A 19,406-nucleotide genomic window follows, 5' to 3' on the forward strand; every position below is an offset into this window, starting at 1 on the left:
TCGTCTGGACGGGTCTAAGTAGCATTAAACCCCAAGCCAGACAAAGTATCTTCTTTGGGAGGGGGTGGAGGAAGATCATCGGAAGACTTTTTGAATAACATTCCCTCTTCTTTCAGACGTGCCCTTTTCTTCTCGGGTTCCCAAGTATGGTCCATAATTTCTTTAACATCTTTGGAATCGAGAGTTTCAAACTCGATTAGCATCTGAGTCATGAGTTCTACTTCTGCCTTGTGCTCATTAATTATATCTAATGCACGTTGGTATGCAGCATCTAAAAGTGTTCTTAATTCTGTATCAATAGTTTTTGCTGTTTCTTCTGAATAACTCTTTTCGTGATAAGCACCATAACCTGTCAAGGCATCAGAACGGTCGTCATAAGTGACATTTCCTAGCTGAGGACTCATTCCCCACTCACAAACCATACTGCGTACTAGCTTTGTAGCCTGGGATATATCTTGCTGAGCACCGCTGGAAATATCTCCAAGAAAGATTTCCTCAGCAGCACGACCTCCCATCAACACAGCAAGCTGATCGTAAAGCTCTTTTTTCCAATAACTCAGCTTATTTTTTTCTGGTAGAAAATGAGTAGCTCCTAAAGAGAGCCCTCTGGGGATAATTGTAACTTTATCTACAGGATCTCCGTGCTGTACACAAAGCCCTACAACAGCATGACCAGACTCGTGATATGCTGTAGTTTTTCTCTCTTCGGCATCCATCTCTAAGCTTCTACGTTCCTTACCATAAAGAACTTTATCACGAGCTTCAGCAACATCAACAGCAGTAACTGCAGTACGGTCTTTACGTGCTGCTAATAAGGCAGCCTCATTCAATAAATTTTCTAAATCTGCTCCAGAAGCTCCTGGCGTACTTCTAGCAACTGCCATAAGATCTACAGTGGGGTCTAACTTGATTCTCTTTGCGTGTACCATAAGAATCTCAAAACGCCCCTTAATATCAGGAAGGTTCATCACAACACGTCGATCAAAACGTCCTGGGCGGAGCAGAGCCTTGTCTAGAACATCAGGACGGTTGGTTGCAGCCATAAGAATAACACCTTCGTTGGTGCCAAACCCATCCATTTCTACAAGAAGTTGGTTTAATGTCTGTTCTCTTTCATCATGACCACCACCAATACCAGCACCACGATGACGTCCTACAGCATCAATTTCATCAATAAAGATAATGCAAGGAGCGTTACGCTTTGCTTGCTCAAACATATCACGGATACGGCTTGCGCCGACTCCAACGAACATCTCAACAAAATCGGAACCAGCAATCGAGAAAAAGGGACGATCCGCCTCTCCAGATACAGCCTTAGCAATTAAGGTCTTTCCTGTTCCTGGGGGTCCTATCAACAGCACTCCTTTTGGAATACGTCCTCCTAAACTAGTAAACTTATTGGGATTTTTCAAGAAGTCCACAATCTCAATAAGTTCTTCTTTAGCTTCCTCGATACCAGCAACATCAGCAAAAGTAACCTTATTCTGTCCCTTGAGCAGCATCCGCGCAGGAGATTTCCCAAAAGACATCGCAGAACCACTCATCCCTCGCATCTGACGAGAAAAGACCAAGTAGACGAAGAGTAAAACTAAAATAATAGGTAAAAATGTAAAAAGATATCCTAAATAGTGTGGTGAAGGCTCTTGGCTCTTAAATGTTTTCTCCAAAACTAGGTTTCTTGGTTGATCTGGAGCCTTAAATGATAGCGAATGGTTAAACTTAAAGGCAGCCCACTCTTCCTTAGCCCCCGCAAACCAGTGGCCAAAAACTTCGGGATCCTGTTTCTCTAAACTACGAGAAGAAAGCTCTTGGTTATTGAAGTACCAAACTGTCTGACTTAATTCACTACGAAGCTTCTCTAACTGTGCTTGATTGAGATCGCGCACCTCGACCAATTTATGATACTTGTTCCACTCCTCTCGATAAAGGCGTACAGAACGGAGTTGAGAAAAACGTTCTCCTCCCTCAGACAATACTAAAGAAGAAGAGATCCGATTCAAAGTATTAAGAACCTGCCCATAAAGTGTATAGGCTTGTTCGCCATCAGTCTCCTGAGTTAAAGAGACCTCAACTTGCTGATAGAGATCTTTAAGCTCTCTTTTTAAAGTCTCGGATCCTATTCCTAAAACGGGAGAAAGGTACTTGCCTATTAACTCGTAAAGATCTGAGCCGTAGGTACGTAAAACTGCTGAAGATTGCGACAGCGCTCGATAACGCTCTTCTAAGGCATGTAGATTGATCAGCTGTGGATTTGCAGGTCCTGTAACAACCAGAGGCTCTATCGACAGAGAGCCTCCTCCTTCATCCTGATAAGAAATTGGATACCCTTGTTCAGGAATTGGGGATCCTGAAATTGCAGAAAACCATAGTATGGAATTCGTGACCTCTTTGCCTAAGATAGTAAGGCTCTTGCTCGTCTCTTGAAGATCAAAGTCTAACCGATGCCCCTGGTCAATAAGCTCTAGATAATGATAATGTACTTGTCCTTCTTGAGTTTGGACATCACGAAAACGTCCGCCAAAAGAAACTAAATTATCGTTAAGTGCTATCTTATGGCTATCTTCTGGAACGATTAAACGCAAGTTAACAAGGTGCTCTATTTGATGGCTAAAACCTACTTTAGCCTTCTTCCCAGCTACAAAATTTTGAAATGCAACTACACCAAAAACCACACCAAACAAAAGAAAAAAAAAGACTGTAGGGAAATTTTTTTTCGGTTCTGGCTTCATTTTCTTATCTTTCGACATAAACTTCACAACTAAGCTAATCAATCAGACGGATAATTATTCAATATAACATATTTTTTATTATTTTGTTTTAAAAAAAGTAAATGAAACTATAACAGCCAAATAAAAAATATGAATAGGCCCTAATACAAGGACCCAATCTTCTCTCATTTTTTCACATATAGAGAACATAATGAGTATATACTTTCTAATCTATCATTACTACTCTAGGTTTTATGATTACTACCTTATTCCTCATGCGTAAAGTTGCGCAAGAACTCTGAGATAAGTGATCGTAAACCATTTGTAAAAAATGCCTTGAAACAGCAACTCCAACATCATTAAAAAATTTCTTCATAACCCATTTACCTAAAAATGCTTGTTGAATTAAAGAGTCTGGAAATGGAAGTAATCTTTGAGATTTTTCATAAGTGACTGCAGAAAGAAATGGTTGGGCTTGCTCTTCGAGATACTCGGAAAGTTCTGCAGATTCTTCACCTAAGGTCAACAAAGGAAAAGTAATATTTTTTCCAAAGACCTCTTCAAGCCAAGGGAAAAGTTTTTTTCGCATCCTGGCTCTTAAATACCTTTCATCTTCATTTGAAGGATCTTGTATATAAGAAATGCCTCGAGCATCCAGAGCCTCTCTTAAAGAGCTTTTAGGAATATGTAGCAAAGGTCGTAAAAGTAAAACACCTTGAACGTAAGATCTCTCTGCCATAGCCTTGAGATTAGTTAAATGAGCGCTTTCTAACAAACGTTTCAAAACTGTTTCTGCTTGATCATTAGCGTGGTGAGCGAGGAAAATTCCTCCAGCATTTAGATGTCGATAGGATTCATAAAGAAGGGCGTAACGTTTCTTTCTTGCCTGATTCTCTAAATCTTTATCTCCTTGCTCTTCAGCGGTCAAGGCATGTAGAATGAAGGGAATACCTTCACGAGAGCAAAGTTCCTCTAACTCTTTAGCTTCTTGAGCAGACCTAGACCTCCAGCCGTGATCTATATGTACGGCAGTAAAAGAAACTCCACGTTCTTTAAGTAGATAAAAAAGAAAAAGAGAGTCGCTTCCACCAGACAGGGCAAGCAAATATCTTTTTTTTTCATCTAAAGAAGAAAAAAAAAGATCTAATTGCTTATCATCACAAATTAAATAAGAACTTAGTACCATTTTATACGCCTACATAGAAATCATGGGAAAGAATAGGGTTTCTGGGGTTTTTTCAGAAAAGATCTTTACTGTCTCACTCTATCAAAACGTCTAAGAAATTTTAATAATCAGGTAAGCTATGCCTATTTTATGGAAAATTCTCATTTTCCGTTACTTAAAAACAACAGTTTTTTGCACCTTAAGCTTAATCTGTATTTCTATAATTAGCTCTTTGCAAGAAATTGTTGCTTATATTGCTAAAGACGTTCCCTACGATACAGTCTTACGTTTAATCGCCTACCAAATCCCCTACCTTCTTCCCTTTATTCTCCCTGCTTCCTGTTTTGTCTCTGCATTCTCTCTTTTCCGTAAGTTATCAGACAACAATCAAATGACCTTTTTAAGAGCATCTGGCGCCTCGCAAAGCATCATCATGTTTCCTGTATTAATGATTTCAGGAGCCATTTGCTGTCTGAACTTTTATACGTGCTCGGAGCTTGCCTCAATTTGCCGTTATCAAACGTGCAAGGAAATTGCAAACATGGCAATGACATCACCAGCCCTGCTCTTACAGACTCTACAGAAAAAAGAAAACAACCGTATTTTCATTGCTGTAGATCATTGCGCTAAAAGCAAGTTCGACAATGTCATCGTAGCTCTAAAAAGAAATAATGAAATCTCCGATGTTGGAATTATAAAAAGTATAATCCCTGATACCACTAAGAACACGGTAAAAGCTAAAAATGTGGTCTTTATCTCAAAGCTTCCAGAATCTTCCTCTCCCTCTTCTCAAAAATTCTATATTGAAACCCTAGACGAAATGCTGATTCCTAAAATTACTTCAACATTGTTTGCTGGAAAATCCTATTTAAAAACACGCACAGACTATCTCCCTTGGAAGCAGCTGGTTAAACAGTCTCTAAAACACTCTCATCTTCCCGAAACTCTAAGGAGAGTCGCTATTGGTTTTCTCTGTATAACCTTAACTTATGCTGGGATGGTGCTTGGAATTCATAAACCTAGGTTTCGAAAATCTATAGCTTTATACTGCATTTTCCCTATTCTAGACCTTATCCTGCTCATTGTTGGGAAAAATACACAAAATCTACCCTTAGCCTTCATGCTATTTGTCTTCCCTCAAGTGATCTCCTGGGTTGTCTTTGCTGCTCGCGCGTATAGGGAAAGTCGGGGGTATGCTTAGCTCATGTTGATTTGGAAACGCCACTTACTCGCCAGATTCTGGTTTGCTCTCATCTCTCTTTTGATACTTTCTCTAATATTCTATGCTTCTATTCATCATTCTTTACATACCCTTAAAGGAGCCTCTACAACCGCTTCTGGAATTTCTATAAAGCTCTCTATACTATACTATCTCGCACAGATTTCCTTAAAAGCAGAGTTCCTCATGCCTCAGCTTGTTGCAGTAGCAACAACAAACACACTCTTTTCTATGCAAAATAAGAGAGAAATTATCCTTCTACAAGCCTCTGGTCTTTCCTTAAAATCTCTAATGCGTCCTCTCCTCCTCTCTGGATCTTTTATCATGATGATGCTCTATGCTAATTTCCAATGGTTGCATCCTATATGCGAGAAAATTTCTATTACTAAAGAACATATGGATAGGGGAACGACAGCCAAGGAACAGGAAAAAATTCCTGCTCTCTATCTCAAAGATCAAACAGTGCTTTTATATTCCTCTATTGAACCTAAGACTCTTACCTTAAATAATGTCTTTTGGATCAAAGATCCTAAAACAATTTACACCATGGAAAAGTTAGCTTTCACAACTCCCTCTCTTCCGATTGGCTTAAATGTAACACAATTCTTTGCTAGTGATTTAGAAAATATTGAGCTTAAAGAATTTTTCGATATGAAAGAGTTTCCTGAAATCGAGTTCAATTTCTATGAGAATCCTTTTTCCAAGCTATTTTCTGCGGGAAACAAAAACCGTCTTTCAGAATTTCTCAAAACTATACCCTGGAATGCTACAGGTTTAGGACTCTCGACACAAGTGCCACAAAGGATCCTATCTCTTCTAGCGCAGTTCTATTACGTATTGATTTCACCACTTGCTTGTATGGCCTCTATCGTCCTATCTGCCTACCTCTGCTTGAGATTTAGTAGAACACCGACAGTCACTCTGGCCTATTTAATTCCTTTAGGGACCATTAACATTTTCTTTGTTTTTCTAAAAGCGGGAATGGTCTTAGCAAGCAGCAGCGTTCTTCCCACACTTCCTGTTATGGCGTTTCCTATCGTAGTGCTCTTTGTGCTTACGAATTATGCTTATGCGAAACTTCAGTGAGCTCATGCATGTATCCAGTGAACTCCCAACTTTCAATGTCTCCCTTGAAGAAAGATTTCATGCTAGAAAATCCCTGGCGATTTTTCTTCAAACAGTTCACAAATTTACTTAAGAGTTCGATATGTGATACGAAGACCAAACGATCTCTGGCTACAAATGTAGGAGATAAGACGGCAGTGAGTAATAATTTTAAGCTATGTTCGTCCCAAAACGCTTCTCTAGAAAAGAACGCAAATCCTGCAATAAAGACAGAAGCGTAGTCCAATCCATCTTTAGATAGGACTACAATAGAGTTAGGGTTGATAGTTTCTATTAATTTAAAGACAAGTAGGTAAGAGAGGAGATGCAGAAGCAAGAGTTTATCATTTCTAAATAGAATTTTTTTCTTAGGAAAGAAAATATCTTTCAATGCCGTAAGATTTTCTTTTAGGAAAGTATGTACGGGCTCTTTTAACTCTTTCGTTAGGAAAAATGATGAGGTGGGGAGGGGTTTACGGAACTCTTCTTGCAAAAGAAAAAAGAAATCAGAAAAGGTTTCAATATCTCCATGGATACTTTCCAAATTATCGAGGAGTTCTTCGGGTTCAGGGAAAGAGAAAGTATCGACAGAAGAGGCGTACTCTTCTTGTTCTAAAGCTTCTTCAATGACACGGCTTCGAGCACGCTCTTTTCTTGATATACGATTCTGAATATTTAGGACTAAAGTGACATCACTGCGATGTACCTTAGCACTGAGAAATCCAAGGAATTCCTCATTACAATTAGCATAAGAAATAGAACTCTGGATGACGGGACTTGGAGATCGTATTACATCTATAGATTTCTCATGCAACTTCAACCTTCCTTCCAGACTAGGGAGGATTCCCAAAATCATAGGATCATAAACTTTAGATTCGTGTTCTAGAACTCTATCCATAGCTTTAAAAATAGGTCCATTAGGATATTTAGAAATAAGACGATGCAGCTCGTCATAAGCGTCTGTAAGGTATTGTCCTGATGAAAGAGGCTTCTTCCCATCCGCGTTTGTTAATTTCGTTTGAATATTGAAGTAGAGATAACGAGAGGCCTCTTCAAATACTAATTTGCTTTCAAAGATACCTATACTTAAGGCTAAAGCAAGAAGTTTGGCCTGTTTTTTTTCCTGAGAATCAATAGCAATGTCATTATTTAAGTCTTTCCATGCTTCTCTTAAAAAGAGAAGAAAGTCATTAAAATACAATATATTATGCTTCTTAGGGCTTTTGGCGACCATGGTAGCTTCGTATCTTGAAAAGAACAATGCCATTACTGCATTGTGGACTTTAACTACAGCTGCAATATCTAAATGACTTAAAGCACTCTGATAAAATAATCTCAAAGGCACGTCATTTATGAGAACAAGCAAAGAGGCAATGTTTTTCACCTCTTCACTATTCCAGAGAAGTGTTTTTGTTAGAGGATCGCCTTCATTTACAGTCTCGTATAGCTTATTTTGCTTGTAGATAATCTGAACAAGAGCATCATTGTAAAAGCGTTTATCTTGCTCATCTAGCATGTAGAAAAGCTCATAGGAACGATCTCGCTTGACTTCAACAAGGTTATTTAAAAAGCACTCAGGCTCTTTATGTTCTTGGGTCTCTTCAGCTGTCGAGAGATGATAGGTCTGAGGTTGTTTAAAATTCTTTTTAACCTCATCATAGGCCCTATTAACTTCAGAATATTCCTCTAATAAAGATTTGTAGATGTCTTCTTGGTTTTCTAAAAAAGAAAAGACGTTTTGCACACCTGCAATTAAAAAATCCGATTCCTTAAGAACTTTGTCTGCATGATTTTTTGAAACACAACTTACTTCAAGTAGATAGTTTTCAACATTTTTCAAAGCTTCTTTCATTGCCATTACAGAAGAGCATGTCTGCTTTCTCTGATCTAAACGCGCAGGACTATCCAGGTAGGAACTATCGGAGGTAGCTCGGGAAATCTCCTTGAGTTTTTCCAAATTTGCTAAAGCCTGTTCAAAGTTACGTCGAGACCCTTTCATTCTACCTCCTCGATGGAACCAAAAAAGTTAGATTATTTTTTATGAGATCGTTTTTCTAATTTATTATAAAAATAAATTAACTATCAATTTATTTAAGAATAAAAAGAAAACAAAGAAACACAAATAATTAATAAATAGAAAATTAAAAATTAATAAAACTATAAATCATTGAGAAGAAAGAGATTAAAAGGAAATAAAAAAGAGAAATGGTTGAATATGAGTGACTCGCAGCTCCTAACCGCAAAGCCCTTTCTCCACCGTAAGGAACTTGTACCAAAAGGAAACGGAAGAAGAGGGATTCGAACCCCCGGACCCTTTCAGGTCTCCTGTTTTCAAGACAGGTGCATTAAACCGCTCTGCCATTCTTCCTTAAGCAAATTGTTGTAAAAACCTCAAATCGTTTTCACTAAAAAGACGGATATCCGAGACGCCATGCTTTAACATAGCTAATCTTTCAATTCCCATGCCAACAGCATACCCAGAATAGATTTCAGGATCAATATCTCCGTTGCGCAGTACTTGGGGATGAATCATTCCCGCTCCTGCAACTTCTAGCCACCCTGTATATTTACAAAGAGTACATCCCTTGCCACAACATTCACAAGAGACATCGACCTCTATACCTGGTTCAACAAAAGGAAAGTAACTATGTCTAAAACGCAGCTCTGCTTTCCTTTCGAAAAAGGAATGGTAAAATGTACTTAAGATTGCAGTCAAGTCTGAAAATGTTACATTGTGATCTATATAAAATGCTTCCACCTGATGGAAGAGTACATGAGAACGGGCAGAAATATCTTCGTTACGAAAACATAGACCAGGTGCAACAACTTTAATTGGTGGTTGTTGCTTTTTTAGTTCACGAACCTGAACATTTGATGTATGTGTTCGCAACACTGTTGTAGCATCTAGATAGAAAGTATCATGCATCTGCCTAGCAGGATGATCTTCAGTAAAATTCAGCAAAGTAAAATTATTGGCTTCGCTTTCAATATTGGGGGCTTCTCGAACACAAAATCCTAGGTGAACAAAAATATCAACAACGTTATCAAGAATGCTTTTTAAAATATGTCTACGACCACCGTGTTGAAAATTTCCTGAAAGGGAGATATCTATTTTTTCTTTAGAAAAGGCTTCGGCTTGTTCTAAAGAAAAAATTAGAAGACTTTTTTCGTGGAAAAGCCCCTCTACATAAGTCTTAAAGTCATTTATAAGGGAACCAACTCTTGCCTTGTCTGTACACCGCTTTAATTTTTCGGAGAAACTACGAAAAATACCCTTTTTTCCTAGGTAATGTACTTTGAGATCCGCAAGTGCCTTAGAAGAGTTCACCTGATTTAACTCAGAATGAAATTGTTGCTTTACAGCTTCAAGCTCTTCTTTCATTTCCATAGAAACTCTGGTCCCTAAATTGTGGCTTCCAAAGCTTTTTTAGCTTCATTTGCAATTTCTGCAAAACCTTCAGGATTATGGATAGCTATTTCTGAAAGCATTTTTCTATTTAAAGAAATGTTGGCACATTTCAAGCCATTGATTAAACGGCTATAAGAGAGACCGTGAATTCTTGAAGCGACATTAAGACGAGCAATCCAAAGGCTACGAAAATCCCCTTTACGGTCTTTCCTATGCATATAATTGAATGCCATGGCGCGCATGACACTAGAACAGCTCTGACGAATATGTCCTTTTCTATCACCCCAGAAGCCCTTAGCTTGTTTTAATATACGTTTACGACGACGTCTAGAAGCTACTGAACCTGTTGCTCTTACCATAACTAAATTTCCTTACCTTTAAACAAGCATCATTCGCTTATACATACCTACCTGACCTTTATCCACAAGAGGCTGCTTAGATAGATTGCGTTTTTCTTGTGAAGACTTTTTTGACAACTTATGTCTCTTCCCAGGACGAGTTCTTTTTAATTGGCCTGAGCCTGTTAATTTAAAACGTGCTGCAACAGACTTATTGCTTTTCATCTTGGGCATGAGACTTTTCCTGTTTTTTCTTTGCTTTTACCGTTCCTGGAGCCACAACACAAATCAAAGAACGACCTGCCAACTTGGGTTCAGCTTCAACAAAACCAATATCGTCTAAACCCAGGCTCATTTTTTGAACAACTTTAAAACCATGTTCTGGATAAGCTAATTCTCTACCTCGGAACATGCATGTAATTTTTACTTTATTTCCCTTTTCAACAAAGGCACGTGCTTGCTTTAACTTAGTCAAAAAGTCATTTTCGTCTATGTTAGGTTTAAGCTTAACTTCTTTTATGCGCACCTGATGTTGTGCTTTTTTGCTGTCCTTTTCTTTTTTTGTCAGATCATAGCGATACTTACCGTAATCCATGATCTTACATACGGGAGGCTCACTATTTGAAGCAACTTCAACTAGATCAAGACCCGCCTCTCGGGCTAAATCCAAAGCATCTTTAATAGCCAGTATTCCTAGCTGTTCTCCCCCTGAACCGATGAGACGAACTTTAGGAGCTCGTATTTGCCTGTTAATCTTAAAATTTAATGCCACACTCTATCTCAATTTCCTGTTAAGACAATTGCTATGGTCTGAAAGCACTGTGTGTTCCAGAAAAGACAATCTGATCTTTTATCCATTCTAGACAAGAAGAAGGTTATCTTAGGGTATTAGGAAAAGAAAAGCAACGGAAATCCCTTTCTCATAATTATCCCTGTTGTCTTTATAAATTAAAAATTTTATAGCAAAAATCTCCACCAACTCTTTCTCTAAATCAAAAAATAGGTGTGTTCTGAAAACAAAGTACATTTTTCAACTAAGAAGTTTTTGTTGCAATTAAAACTTTCTACTAGATAACCTGATTTCTTTCTCACAACTTCTTAGCTAAGGACCTCTTTAGCAGTTAAATGTGTATTATTAACTATTTTTTGGGTGCTTATCATGGCCACATTGAGTCCTGAAAAACTTTCGGGGTCTGCTATTTCAATCTCTAAGGAATTCCCTCCTCAAAAGATGCGAGAAATCATCTTACAGATGTTATATGCTTTGGATATGGCTCCTCTAGCAGAGGAAAGTTTAGTTCCTCTACTTATGTCGCAAACTGCGGCATCTCAGAAACAGGTTCTCATAGCTTTAAGCCAAACTAAAAGAATTTTAGAAAAATCCCCAGAATTGGATCTAATTATTGGAAGTACCCTTAAAAATAAGTCTTTTGATAGTTTAGATCTTATGGAAAAAAATGTCTTACGCCTGACCCTCTTTGAGCATTTTTATAGCCAACCCATTAACGAAGCGATTCTTATTGCAGAAGCAATTCGTCTAGTTAAAAAGTTTAGTTATTCAGAAGCCTGTCCTTTCATTCACGCGGTTTTAAATGACATTTTCACAAAGTCGCCCCCAAATGAAAATTCTTTAAACTTCTGTCAAATTAACTTAGACTGAGGGATTCTCAAAATGAAAGAATCTGCACCACCACATTTTCCTTTTCCTGTTCGTCGCAGTGTGTGGCTGAACAGGTATTCGACATTCCGCATTGGAGGGCCTGCAAATTACTTTAAAGCTGTCCATACTATTGATGAAGCTCGTGAAGTTATCCGTTTCCTACATTCAATAAACTACCCCTTCCTCATCTTAGGGAAAGGCTCGAACTGTTTATTTGATGACCGTGGTTTTGACGGCTTTGTACTCTACAATGCTATCTATGGTAAAAAGTTCCTAGAAGATGCCTGTATTAAAGCATATTCTGGTCTTTCCTTTTCAGCTTTAGGAAAAGCTACTGCCTATAATGGATATTCAGGACTAGAGTTTGCTGCAGGGATACCTGGATCTGTTGGCGGGGCCATTTTTATGAATGCAGGGACAAACCAAAGTGACATATCTTCCGTAATAAAAAACGTGGAAACAATCAACTCTGAGGGTAAGCTTTGTTCCTATTCTTTGGAACAATTGGATTTGGGCTACCGATCGTCTCGCTTCCATAGGGAGCAAGAATTTATTTTATCAGCAACCTTCCAACTTTCAAAAAAACAAGTCTCTGCCGATCACTCAAAATCCATTCTTGAACAACGACTAATGACACAACCCTACACACAGCCTTCTGCTGGCTGTATTTTCCGCAATCCCGAAGGTACTTGTGCAGGAAAACTTATTGATGAAGCTGGGTTAAAAGGGTTAGCGATAGGAGGAGCTCAAATTTCTCCCACGCATGCAAACTTCATTGTCAACACAGGCAAGGCCACTTCTGACGAAGTCAAGCAACTGATAGCAATCATCCAATCGACTTTAAAAACCCAGGGCATTGATCTCGAACACGAAATTCGTATTATCCCATATCAACCTATGACATACTCCCCTGCCGCTGAAAAATAAAAAGTCGAGGAGCTTGAAACCGATTGACAGTGTAGAATGAACTCACGCACCAATCTTTAGGGTTTAACTGCTGCGCTAGACTCTGCACTGCGTAGGTTTCCCTTTCTCCTTCTGGATGACCTGGGTAGCATACAACAGTAACGAGTCCATCCGAGCGTACTATGTTTAAAGCGCATTCTAAACTAACTTCTGTAGTTCTTGCCAATGTAGTGATTGCTTTATTCCCTGCAGGAAGATAACCCAAGTTATAATGGATAAGTTTGGCATCTTTCTCTGAAAGATACTCATGAGACTGTTCTTTAATTTCAATAATGGCTTTTTCTTCCTCTGACAGGTGTGTTTCGAATAATATTAAAGCGTGATTCAAGGCTTCTTTTTGAATATCGTACACAACAAGTTTTCCACACCCCTGAAGTAGCCGAGCTAAAAGAAGGCTATCTTTACCGTTTCCACAGGTTGCATCAATCACTGTATCCCCAGGAGAAACTATATTTTTAAAAATTTCATGCGATGCTTGAACTACATTATGAGTAAGCAGTCTATGACATGTAGACATGAAGAAGCCTATTGCAAAGATACCATTTTCTGGTTAGGATAATAACCAAATTTGGGGTATTAGCTCAGTTGGTTAGAGCGTCACGTTGACATCGTGAAGGTCAGCTGTTCAAGTCAGCTATATCCCAGCCTTCTTTATAAATTCCGTATAAAAAATTTCTTGTCCTTTTGTCCGCCAAAGGTTTTCAAACCAGGAGTTGCCATAATTATCTGCCATTTTTATATAATGCGGTGTTTCCATTCTTGGAGTTAAAAGTGTTTGCAGAATCGTTACAGACTCCAAGAGGTATGCCTTATCATCAGTAGCTAAAGCAAAAACTGCCGAATCTTGAAGGGTACGAGCTACTTCTTGAACAAATGGGCCTTGGAAAAGGCGGTGTTTACGATGTCGAAACTTCGGCCAGGGATCTGGGAAATTAACAACAAGGCGTTGCAGAAATTGGTCTGGAACATAGTACTGAAAAAAGGTCTCGGCAGCACCACAGACAATTCTTAGGTTTGGGATGCGATGGTTGATCATTTTGGACCAAATTTTCCTTACCCTATCAAAGCGCTGCTCCACAGTGATCCAAAGCATCTGAGGATTTTTCTGAGCTTGGGCAACTACCCAATCACCATTACCAGAACATAATTCACAAGCTATAGAGGTATGATTTTGAAAAAATTCTTGATGATAGCCTGTTGAAAAATCCTGATGTTCGAAGTAGTGTTTAGGAACGTAGAGAACTCCATCCCGAATACAGGGTCGACGTTCTTTCCATAAAAATGGTGGGGACAAATCTTGCGGCTTCATGAAACAACAGAGATCAGAGACTGGTTGCTTGAGAAAAGTATAAAGCTTCTTGAAGTTTTCTCTAAGGACTTTCTTCTGCAGGGAGACAGGGTAAACCCTGAGAGACAATATTTAGGACCGTCTCTCAAAACTTCCATTAAAAAGATTGTAAATTACCAATTCAAATTACCAGCAGTTTGATATTCGGTAACCCGGGTTTCAAAGAAATTCTTTTCTTTATTAAGATCCATAGTTTCGCTCATCCAAGGAAAAGGATTTCTGGCGTGATAGATAGGTTTTAACCCGATTCTCTCTAAGCGACGATCTGCAATATGACGAACGTAATCTATGAACATTGAAGATTTTAATCCCAAGATTCCTCGAGGCAAACAATCTTTAGCATACTCAATCTCAAGCTCCACAGCTTTTTCAATAAGAGTCTTGATTTCTTCTTGTAATTCTGGAGACCAAACTTCAGGATTTTCTTCTTTAATTCCATTGATAAGATCGATTCCAAAGTTTAGATGTATGGTTTCGTCTCTAAGGATATATTGGTACTGTTCCCCAATTCCTGTCATTTTGTTTTGTCTATGGAAAGAAAGAATCATCACAAAACCACTATAGAAGAAGATTCCTTCCATAATGATGTAGTATCCAACTAAGTTTTTAATGAAATGTCCAAGGCCTTCTGTAGACTCTACAGAAAAGTTAGGATCAAGGACATCTACGGTTAATGTCATTTGAAAATCATCTTTAGCTTTAATTGAAGCTCTTTCATTGTAGGCATTGAATACTTCTCTTTCATCAAGTCCTAGAGACTCACAAATATAAAGGAATGTATGTGTATGTACAGCTTCTTCAAAAGCTTGGCGTAACAAATACTGTCTTGCTTCAGGGTTAGTGATATGTTTGAAGATAGCAAGAACAATGTTATTTCCAACAAGGCTTTCCGCTGTACTAAAAAATCCTAGGTTTAACAAAATTACCCTGCGTTCATCTTCAGACAGTGCATCTGATTTCCATAATTCGATATCCCTCGCCATAGGGACTTCTGTAGGGAGCCAGTTGTTTGCACACCCATTAAGGTAATGTTCCCAAGCCCATTTATACTTAATAGGAACTAGCTGATTGACGTCAACTTGATTACAATTCACCAACCCTTTTTTACTGACTTCTACTCGTTTGAGCTTTCCGTCTAAAATATCTGACTCCATTTTAGCTCCTCTTTTTTCCATTATTGACAAGATTCGCAACCTTCTTCCATTGAACAAATAGGGGTTGTTTTTCTTTCTACCACAATACTTGTGGACGCTGACTTATTTTTCATCCAACGGGGCTGAATGCCACGCTTATTGATATCTATAAAAGACTTCTCTACTGATGTTGCAGCTTGAGACCTTAAATAATATGTAGTCTTTAATCCTTTTTTCCACGCCATGAGATACATGTTCGACAGTTTTTTACCATCAGGTTCGGCAAGATATAGGTTGAGTGAAACTCCCATATCAATCCATTTCTGTCTTCTAGAGGCACACTCTATGATCCATTCAGGTTCGATTTCAAATGCTGTTAGGAAAATCTTTTTCAAGTAATTAGGAATCCTTTCGATCTCCAATAAAGATCCGTCAAAGTATTTTAGATCATCTAACATTTCCGCATCCCAAAGACCTAAGTCCTTTAGTTTTTTAATCAGGTAGGTATTGGGGATTGTGAATTCTCCTGAAAGATTGGACTTTACAAATAAATGTTTATAAGTTGGCTCTATGGACTGGGTCACTCCTATAATATTAGAGATTGTTGCTGTAGGGGCAATCGCCATGACTTGGCTGTTTCTCATTCCATATTTCTGGATAGTATCACGAACTAGAGTCCAATCCTTTCTGCTTGATGTGTCTACAAGAACATTGTGATCTCCCCGCGTTTCTTTGAGCAGCTCGATAGTATCTAATGGTAGGTACCCACGATCCCACTTAGATCCTGAATATGAAGCATATGCGCCGCGTTCCTGAGCAAGCAAGCTCGAGGCTAGAATAGCATAGTATGCAATTATCTCCGAGCACTTGTCAGAAAACTCAACAGCTTCCTGCGAGGCATAGCTAATGTTCAACTCGTAAAGTACATCTTGGAAACCCATAACTCCTAACCCCACAGCTCTGTGAGTCAAGTTCGCTCGTTTAGCCTCTACTGTAGGGTAGAAGTTTAAGTCGATAACGTTATCCAAAATACGGATTGCTATTGCGATTGTTTCTTTTAATTTTTCTTCATCTAATTCGCCATTAAGGATGTGTGCTACCAAGTTTATGGAACCTAAATTACAAACTGCAGTCTCTGATTCCGAACAGTTCAATAAAATCTCTGTACATAGATTGGAACAACGTACGATGCCAACATGATCTTGATTTGAGCGAATGTTCGAAGGATCTTTAAATGTAATCCAAGGATGGCCTGTCTCATAAACCATGCTTAACATTTTACGCCACAGCACTTCGGTTTCAACTTTTTTATAAAAACGAATTTCCCCAGATTCAGCCTTACGTTCATATTCTTCATAAAGCTTTTCAAATTCTAAACCGTAGGCCTCATGTAAACCTGGAACATCATCGGGACTGAAAAGTGTCCACATGCCTTTTTTTTCTAATCTCTTAAAGAAGAGATCTGGAATCCAGCTTGCTGTATTGATATCGTGAGTTCTACGACGCTCATCTCCTGTATTCTTCCGTAATTCCAAAAAGTCTTCGTAATCCAAGTGCCAGTTTTCTAAATATACGCACATAGCACCTTTACGCTTACCCCCTTGATTCACTGCAATTGCAGTATCGTTAGCAACTTTAATGAAGGGAATTACGCCTTGACTCTTCCCGTTTGTTCCCTTAATTACAGCTCCTGTAGCACGAACATCTGTCCAATCATTTCCAATGCCCCCTGCCCATTTAGAAAGTAGAGCGTTATCAGAAATCACCTTGTAAATGTGACTTAAGTCATCCTTGACTGTAGAAAGATAGCACGAACTGAGCTGGGAATGCCGCATTCCAGAGTTAAATAACGTAGGAGTTGCTGGGGTATAGCGGAATGTTGATAGCAGATTATAGAAAGTGATTGCCCAAAAGTTCTTGTCTTCTCCTTCATTTAAGGCTAAGCCCATAGAAACCCGCATCCAAAAGATTTGGGCAGTCTCTAAGCGTCGTCCTTCATGTAGATTAAAATAACGATCATAGAGATTTTGTACTCCCATATAGGAAAATTGCCGGTCTCTAGAAAGGTCAAGGACTTCACTAAGAGCATCGAGATCGTAATCCTTTAATTTAGGATTTAAGCGATACTTTTCTCCATTGAGGATATACTCTTTAAAATGTTTTTTATGTATTTCTGATAAATTCGGGTCTTGAGAACGGCATCCTAAGGTTTCTTGATACAAAACACTGGTTAAAAGTTCTGCTGCGATAAAAGCATAGTCGGGTTCTCTTTCAATATTGGCCCGTGCAGCCATAATACACGCTGTTGTTACTTCTTCTTCTTTGATTCCTGAATAAAGGTTCAGAAAGGCCATATCTGCAAGCAATTGAGCATTTGTAGTTTTAGGAAATCGCTTGCATGCCCAAGAAAACCGTTTTTCTAAATCTGTCTTGCTCAAAAGGTAAGTTGTCCCATCTTCTTTTTGAACAACATAGGTTTCCTCTTCGGTTATAACCTCTTCTTGTCCCTCTTGATCTTTATGGGCACGGGCTCTTGCACGAGCTTCTCTATATAGAATATAATTTTTAGCTACATTATAATAGCCTGCAACCATCAGCTGTTTTTCAACAATATCCTGAACAATTTCAAGATTAATACCCTCTTCAATATGAAGACTTAGGACATCTTCAACAATCCTAAGGGTAAGGTCATTAATTTCGGATAGTGTTGCAGGAGAAGTCATCCCCGTGATTTGGTGCGTAGCTCTGAAAGCTTTTTCGAGAGCTGCTGAGATCTTCATAGGATTAAATTTAGCAGAACCACCGTCTCTACGTATGATTGCAATTCCAGACCAAGAATTGCCGCGGGTGACCTTACGTTGGTCCCTGTAGACAATATAATCACGAGCGACATCTTGTAAGCCGCTAATATACAGCTGACTTTCTACAATATCTTGGATTCTCTCTACAGTGACTACTTGTCCTTCAGAAATTTTAGAAAGGACTTCCTTGACCACTTTATGAGTAATTTGCTCGATAGATTCTTCTAAATCTTTGGGTAATGGAGAACTATTTTCTAAGCTACGCGTATCTCGAAAAGCTGCCTCCAAAGCCTGGAAAATCCTATCTTGATTAAATGGGACAAACATTCCATTACGTTTGACGATGGTGTAATGCTTTTCTTCAACTTCGACCATAACTTTTCCCCAGAATGATATTTAAATATTAAATTCTTTTATTCTTTGCGCACTAGAAAACCAGGACTCCGAAACCATAAATATTGGAGTACTTTTTCCTTTGTTGTAATTAAAAAGTAGAAAAAAAAACGACTTTAAACATAAGAAGGATTTCCTCTAAAAACCCAATATGTAGTGAAACATTATGCGCTTATCTACCATATATAGGAATTGTGGTGGTTTCCTGCAATTGAAAAATGATGCTGTTCTCGGTAAAAAAGATCATGCTCCAGGCTCTTTTAGAGATAGAGATCTTAACAGAAAAGAGGACCGCAAAAACTTGTTGATTTTAGAAGAATGTATTATGCTACGAGCAAAAGAAACTCTGGCAAATTGACATGGCAGGACTAGATCTAGAAGCGCGAGGCAAGCGTCGCGTAGTGACCCCTAACGCTATTACTGCTTTCGGACTTTGTTGCGGATTATTTATTATTTTCAAAAGCGTATTAAGAACGTCATCCTCTGTAGAATTATTTCATCGTTTGCAGGGCTTATCTCTTTTACTTATTAGCGCTATGATCGCGGATTTTTCTGATGGTGCGATTGCCCGCATTATGAAAGCCGAGAGCGCTTTTGGTGCTCAGTTTGATTCTCTTTCTGATGCAGTAACTTTCGGCATTTCCCCACCCTTGATTGCTATAAAAAGCCTTGATGGGATTTATGTCGGAAATGTTTTCTCTTCGCTACTACTCATTACCTCCATTATTTATTCTCTGTGTGGGGTGTTGCGGTTAGTACGTTACAATCTCTTTTCCCAAAAAACTGTTGATGTTTCAAAACCTTATTGTTTTATTGGACTACCAATTCCTGCTGCTGCTGCGAGCATCGTTTCCTTAGCTTTATTTCTTGCCTCAGATTTCTTTCCTGACCTCCCTGCCCAAATTCGGGTAGGTCTACTATCGTTTGCTCTTCTTTTTATTGGGGGTCTGATGATTTCCCCTTGGAAATTCCCTGGAATTAAACAGTTTCGCTTTAATGTTTCTTCATTTCTTCTTGTAGTGACTATAGGGTTAGCGGCGTGTCTTTTCTTTTCAGGACTTGTAGATCATTTTGTTGAAGTATTTTTCCTTGTTTCTTGGTTATATACTTTAGTGGGTTTCCCGATCTTTTCAATCATCTGTAGAAAAAAGAGTTAGTATCT

16 protein-coding genes and 2 tRNA genes are annotated in these 19,406 nt (G+C 38.6%); 6 read left to right on the forward strand and 12 right to left on the reverse strand.

Features of this window, described 5'->3' with window-relative positions; all coding sequences use genetic code 11:
* Positions 1-14 precede the first annotated feature (14 nt).
* Together ftsH and tilS are read right to left on the reverse strand one after the other, a co-directional pair.
* Entirely contained in the window at positions 15-2,747 is a 2,733-nt protein-coding gene (gene ftsH / locus CMV32_RS01335; protein ID WP_100934141.1) for an ATP-dependent zinc metalloprotease FtsH, read from the reverse strand.
* Positions 2,748-2,934: 187 nt separating this feature from the next.
* Positions 2,935-3,894, reverse strand: coding sequence for a tRNA lysidine(34) synthetase TilS (tilS, locus tag CMV32_RS01340; RefSeq protein ID WP_100934142.1), 960 nt, complete (start codon positions 3,892-3,894; stop codon positions 2,935-2,937).
* Positions 3,895-4,012: 118 nt separating this feature from the next.
* Between tilS and CMV32_RS01345 the strand changes: the two genes are divergently transcribed.
* Together CMV32_RS01345 and CMV32_RS01350 are read left to right on the forward strand one after the other, a co-directional pair.
* Positions 4,013-5,074: an LptF/LptG family permease gene (locus CMV32_RS01345; RefSeq protein ID WP_100934143.1), complete on the forward strand. Its 1,062-nt coding sequence runs from the start codon at positions 4,013-4,015 to the stop codon at positions 5,072-5,074.
* A gap of 3 nt (positions 5,075-5,077) precedes the next feature.
* Positions 5,078-6,178 (forward strand): LptF/LptG family permease, encoded by a 1,101-nt coding sequence (locus CMV32_RS01350; RefSeq protein WP_100934144.1) that lies wholly within the window; start codon positions 5,078-5,080, stop codon positions 6,176-6,178.
* On the opposite strand, the gene CMV32_RS01355 is transcribed toward CMV32_RS01350, so the two are convergent.
* The 6 genes from CMV32_RS01355 to infC form a co-directional block, all read right to left on the reverse strand.
* Positions 6,147-8,195: a calcium-binding protein gene (locus CMV32_RS01355; RefSeq protein ID WP_100934145.1), complete on the reverse strand. Its 2,049-nt coding sequence runs from the start codon at positions 8,193-8,195 to the stop codon at positions 6,147-6,149. The two genes, CMV32_RS01350 and CMV32_RS01355, sit on opposite strands and share 32 nt — an antisense overlap.
* 284 nt (positions 8,196-8,479) lie before the next feature.
* Positions 8,480-8,564, reverse strand: a tRNA-Ser gene (locus CMV32_RS01360).
* Positions 8,565-9,584, reverse strand: coding sequence for a phenylalanine--tRNA ligase subunit alpha (gene pheS / locus CMV32_RS01365; RefSeq protein WP_100934146.1), 1,020 nt, complete (start codon positions 9,582-9,584; stop codon positions 8,565-8,567).
* A 14-nt stretch (positions 9,585-9,598) separates the two neighbouring features.
* Entirely contained in the window at positions 9,599-9,964 is a 366-nt protein-coding gene (rplT, locus tag CMV32_RS01370; RefSeq protein WP_100934147.1) for a 50S ribosomal protein L20, read from the reverse strand.
* Between the two features lie 18 nt (positions 9,965-9,982).
* A complete protein-coding gene (gene rpmI, locus CMV32_RS01375) occupies positions 9,983-10,177 on the reverse strand; it encodes a 50S ribosomal protein L35 (RefSeq protein WP_011006725.1) in 195 nt (64 codons plus the stop codon).
* On the reverse strand, positions 10,155-10,715 hold the full coding sequence (gene infC / locus CMV32_RS01380) for a translation initiation factor IF-3 (protein ID WP_100934148.1): 561 nt from the start codon (positions 10,713-10,715) through the stop codon (positions 10,155-10,157). Before infC ends, rpmI begins: the two co-directional genes overlap by 23 nt.
* A 387-nt stretch (positions 10,716-11,102) precedes the next feature.
* Here infC and nusB point away from each other — a divergent pair, with 387 nt between their 5' ends.
* Positions 11,103-11,603, forward strand: a complete 501-nt coding sequence (nusB, locus tag CMV32_RS01385) for a transcription antitermination factor NusB (RefSeq protein WP_100934149.1) — start codon at positions 11,103-11,105, stop codon at positions 11,601-11,603.
* Between the two features lie 12 nt (positions 11,604-11,615).
* Positions 11,616-12,530: a UDP-N-acetylmuramate dehydrogenase gene (gene murB / locus CMV32_RS01390; RefSeq protein ID WP_100934150.1), complete on the forward strand. Its 915-nt coding sequence runs from the start codon at positions 11,616-11,618 to the stop codon at positions 12,528-12,530.
* On the opposite strand, the gene mnmM is transcribed toward murB, so the two are convergent.
* On the reverse strand, positions 12,499-13,086 hold the full coding sequence (mnmM, locus tag CMV32_RS01395) for a tRNA 5-(aminomethyl)-2-thiouridylate-methyltransferase MnmM (protein ID WP_100934151.1): 588 nt from the start codon (positions 13,084-13,086) through the stop codon (positions 12,499-12,501). The genes murB and mnmM overlap by 32 nt on opposite strands.
* A gap of 53 nt (positions 13,087-13,139) precedes the next feature.
* Here mnmM and CMV32_RS01400 point away from each other — a divergent pair.
* Positions 13,140-13,213 (forward strand) — tRNA-Val (locus CMV32_RS01400).
* On the opposite strand, the gene CMV32_RS01405 is transcribed toward CMV32_RS01400, so the two are convergent.
* From CMV32_RS01405 to CMV32_RS01415, 3 genes are all read right to left on the reverse strand, one after another.
* A complete protein-coding gene (locus CMV32_RS01405) occupies positions 13,204-13,878 on the reverse strand; it encodes a tRNA (guanine(46)-N(7))-methyltransferase TrmB (RefSeq protein WP_100934346.1) in 675 nt (224 codons plus the stop codon). The genes CMV32_RS01400 and CMV32_RS01405 overlap by 10 nt on opposite strands.
* A 152-nt stretch (positions 13,879-14,030) precedes the next feature.
* Positions 14,031-15,092: a ribonucleotide-diphosphate reductase subunit beta gene (locus CMV32_RS01410; RefSeq protein ID WP_100934152.1), complete on the reverse strand. Its 1,062-nt coding sequence runs from the start codon at positions 15,090-15,092 to the stop codon at positions 14,031-14,033.
* Positions 15,092-18,226, reverse strand: coding sequence for a ribonucleoside-diphosphate reductase subunit alpha (locus CMV32_RS01415; protein WP_100934153.1), 3,135 nt, complete (start codon positions 18,224-18,226; stop codon positions 15,092-15,094). Before CMV32_RS01415 ends, CMV32_RS01410 begins: the two co-directional genes overlap by 1 nt.
* 377 nt (positions 18,227-18,603) lie before the next feature.
* Between CMV32_RS01415 and CMV32_RS01425 the strand changes: the two genes are divergently transcribed.
* The gene (locus CMV32_RS01425) at positions 18,604-19,401 is read left to right on the forward strand and encodes a CDP-alcohol phosphatidyltransferase family protein (RefSeq protein ID WP_100934155.1); all 798 of its coding nucleotides are present in this window, start codon (positions 18,604-18,606) and stop codon (positions 19,399-19,401) included.
* Positions 19,402-19,406: the final 5 nt, after the last annotated feature.

The sequence above is a fragment of the Candidatus Chlamydia corallus genome, from assembly GCF_002817655.1.
GTDB lineage: Bacteria > Chlamydiota > Chlamydiia > Chlamydiales > Chlamydiaceae > Chlamydia > Chlamydia corallus.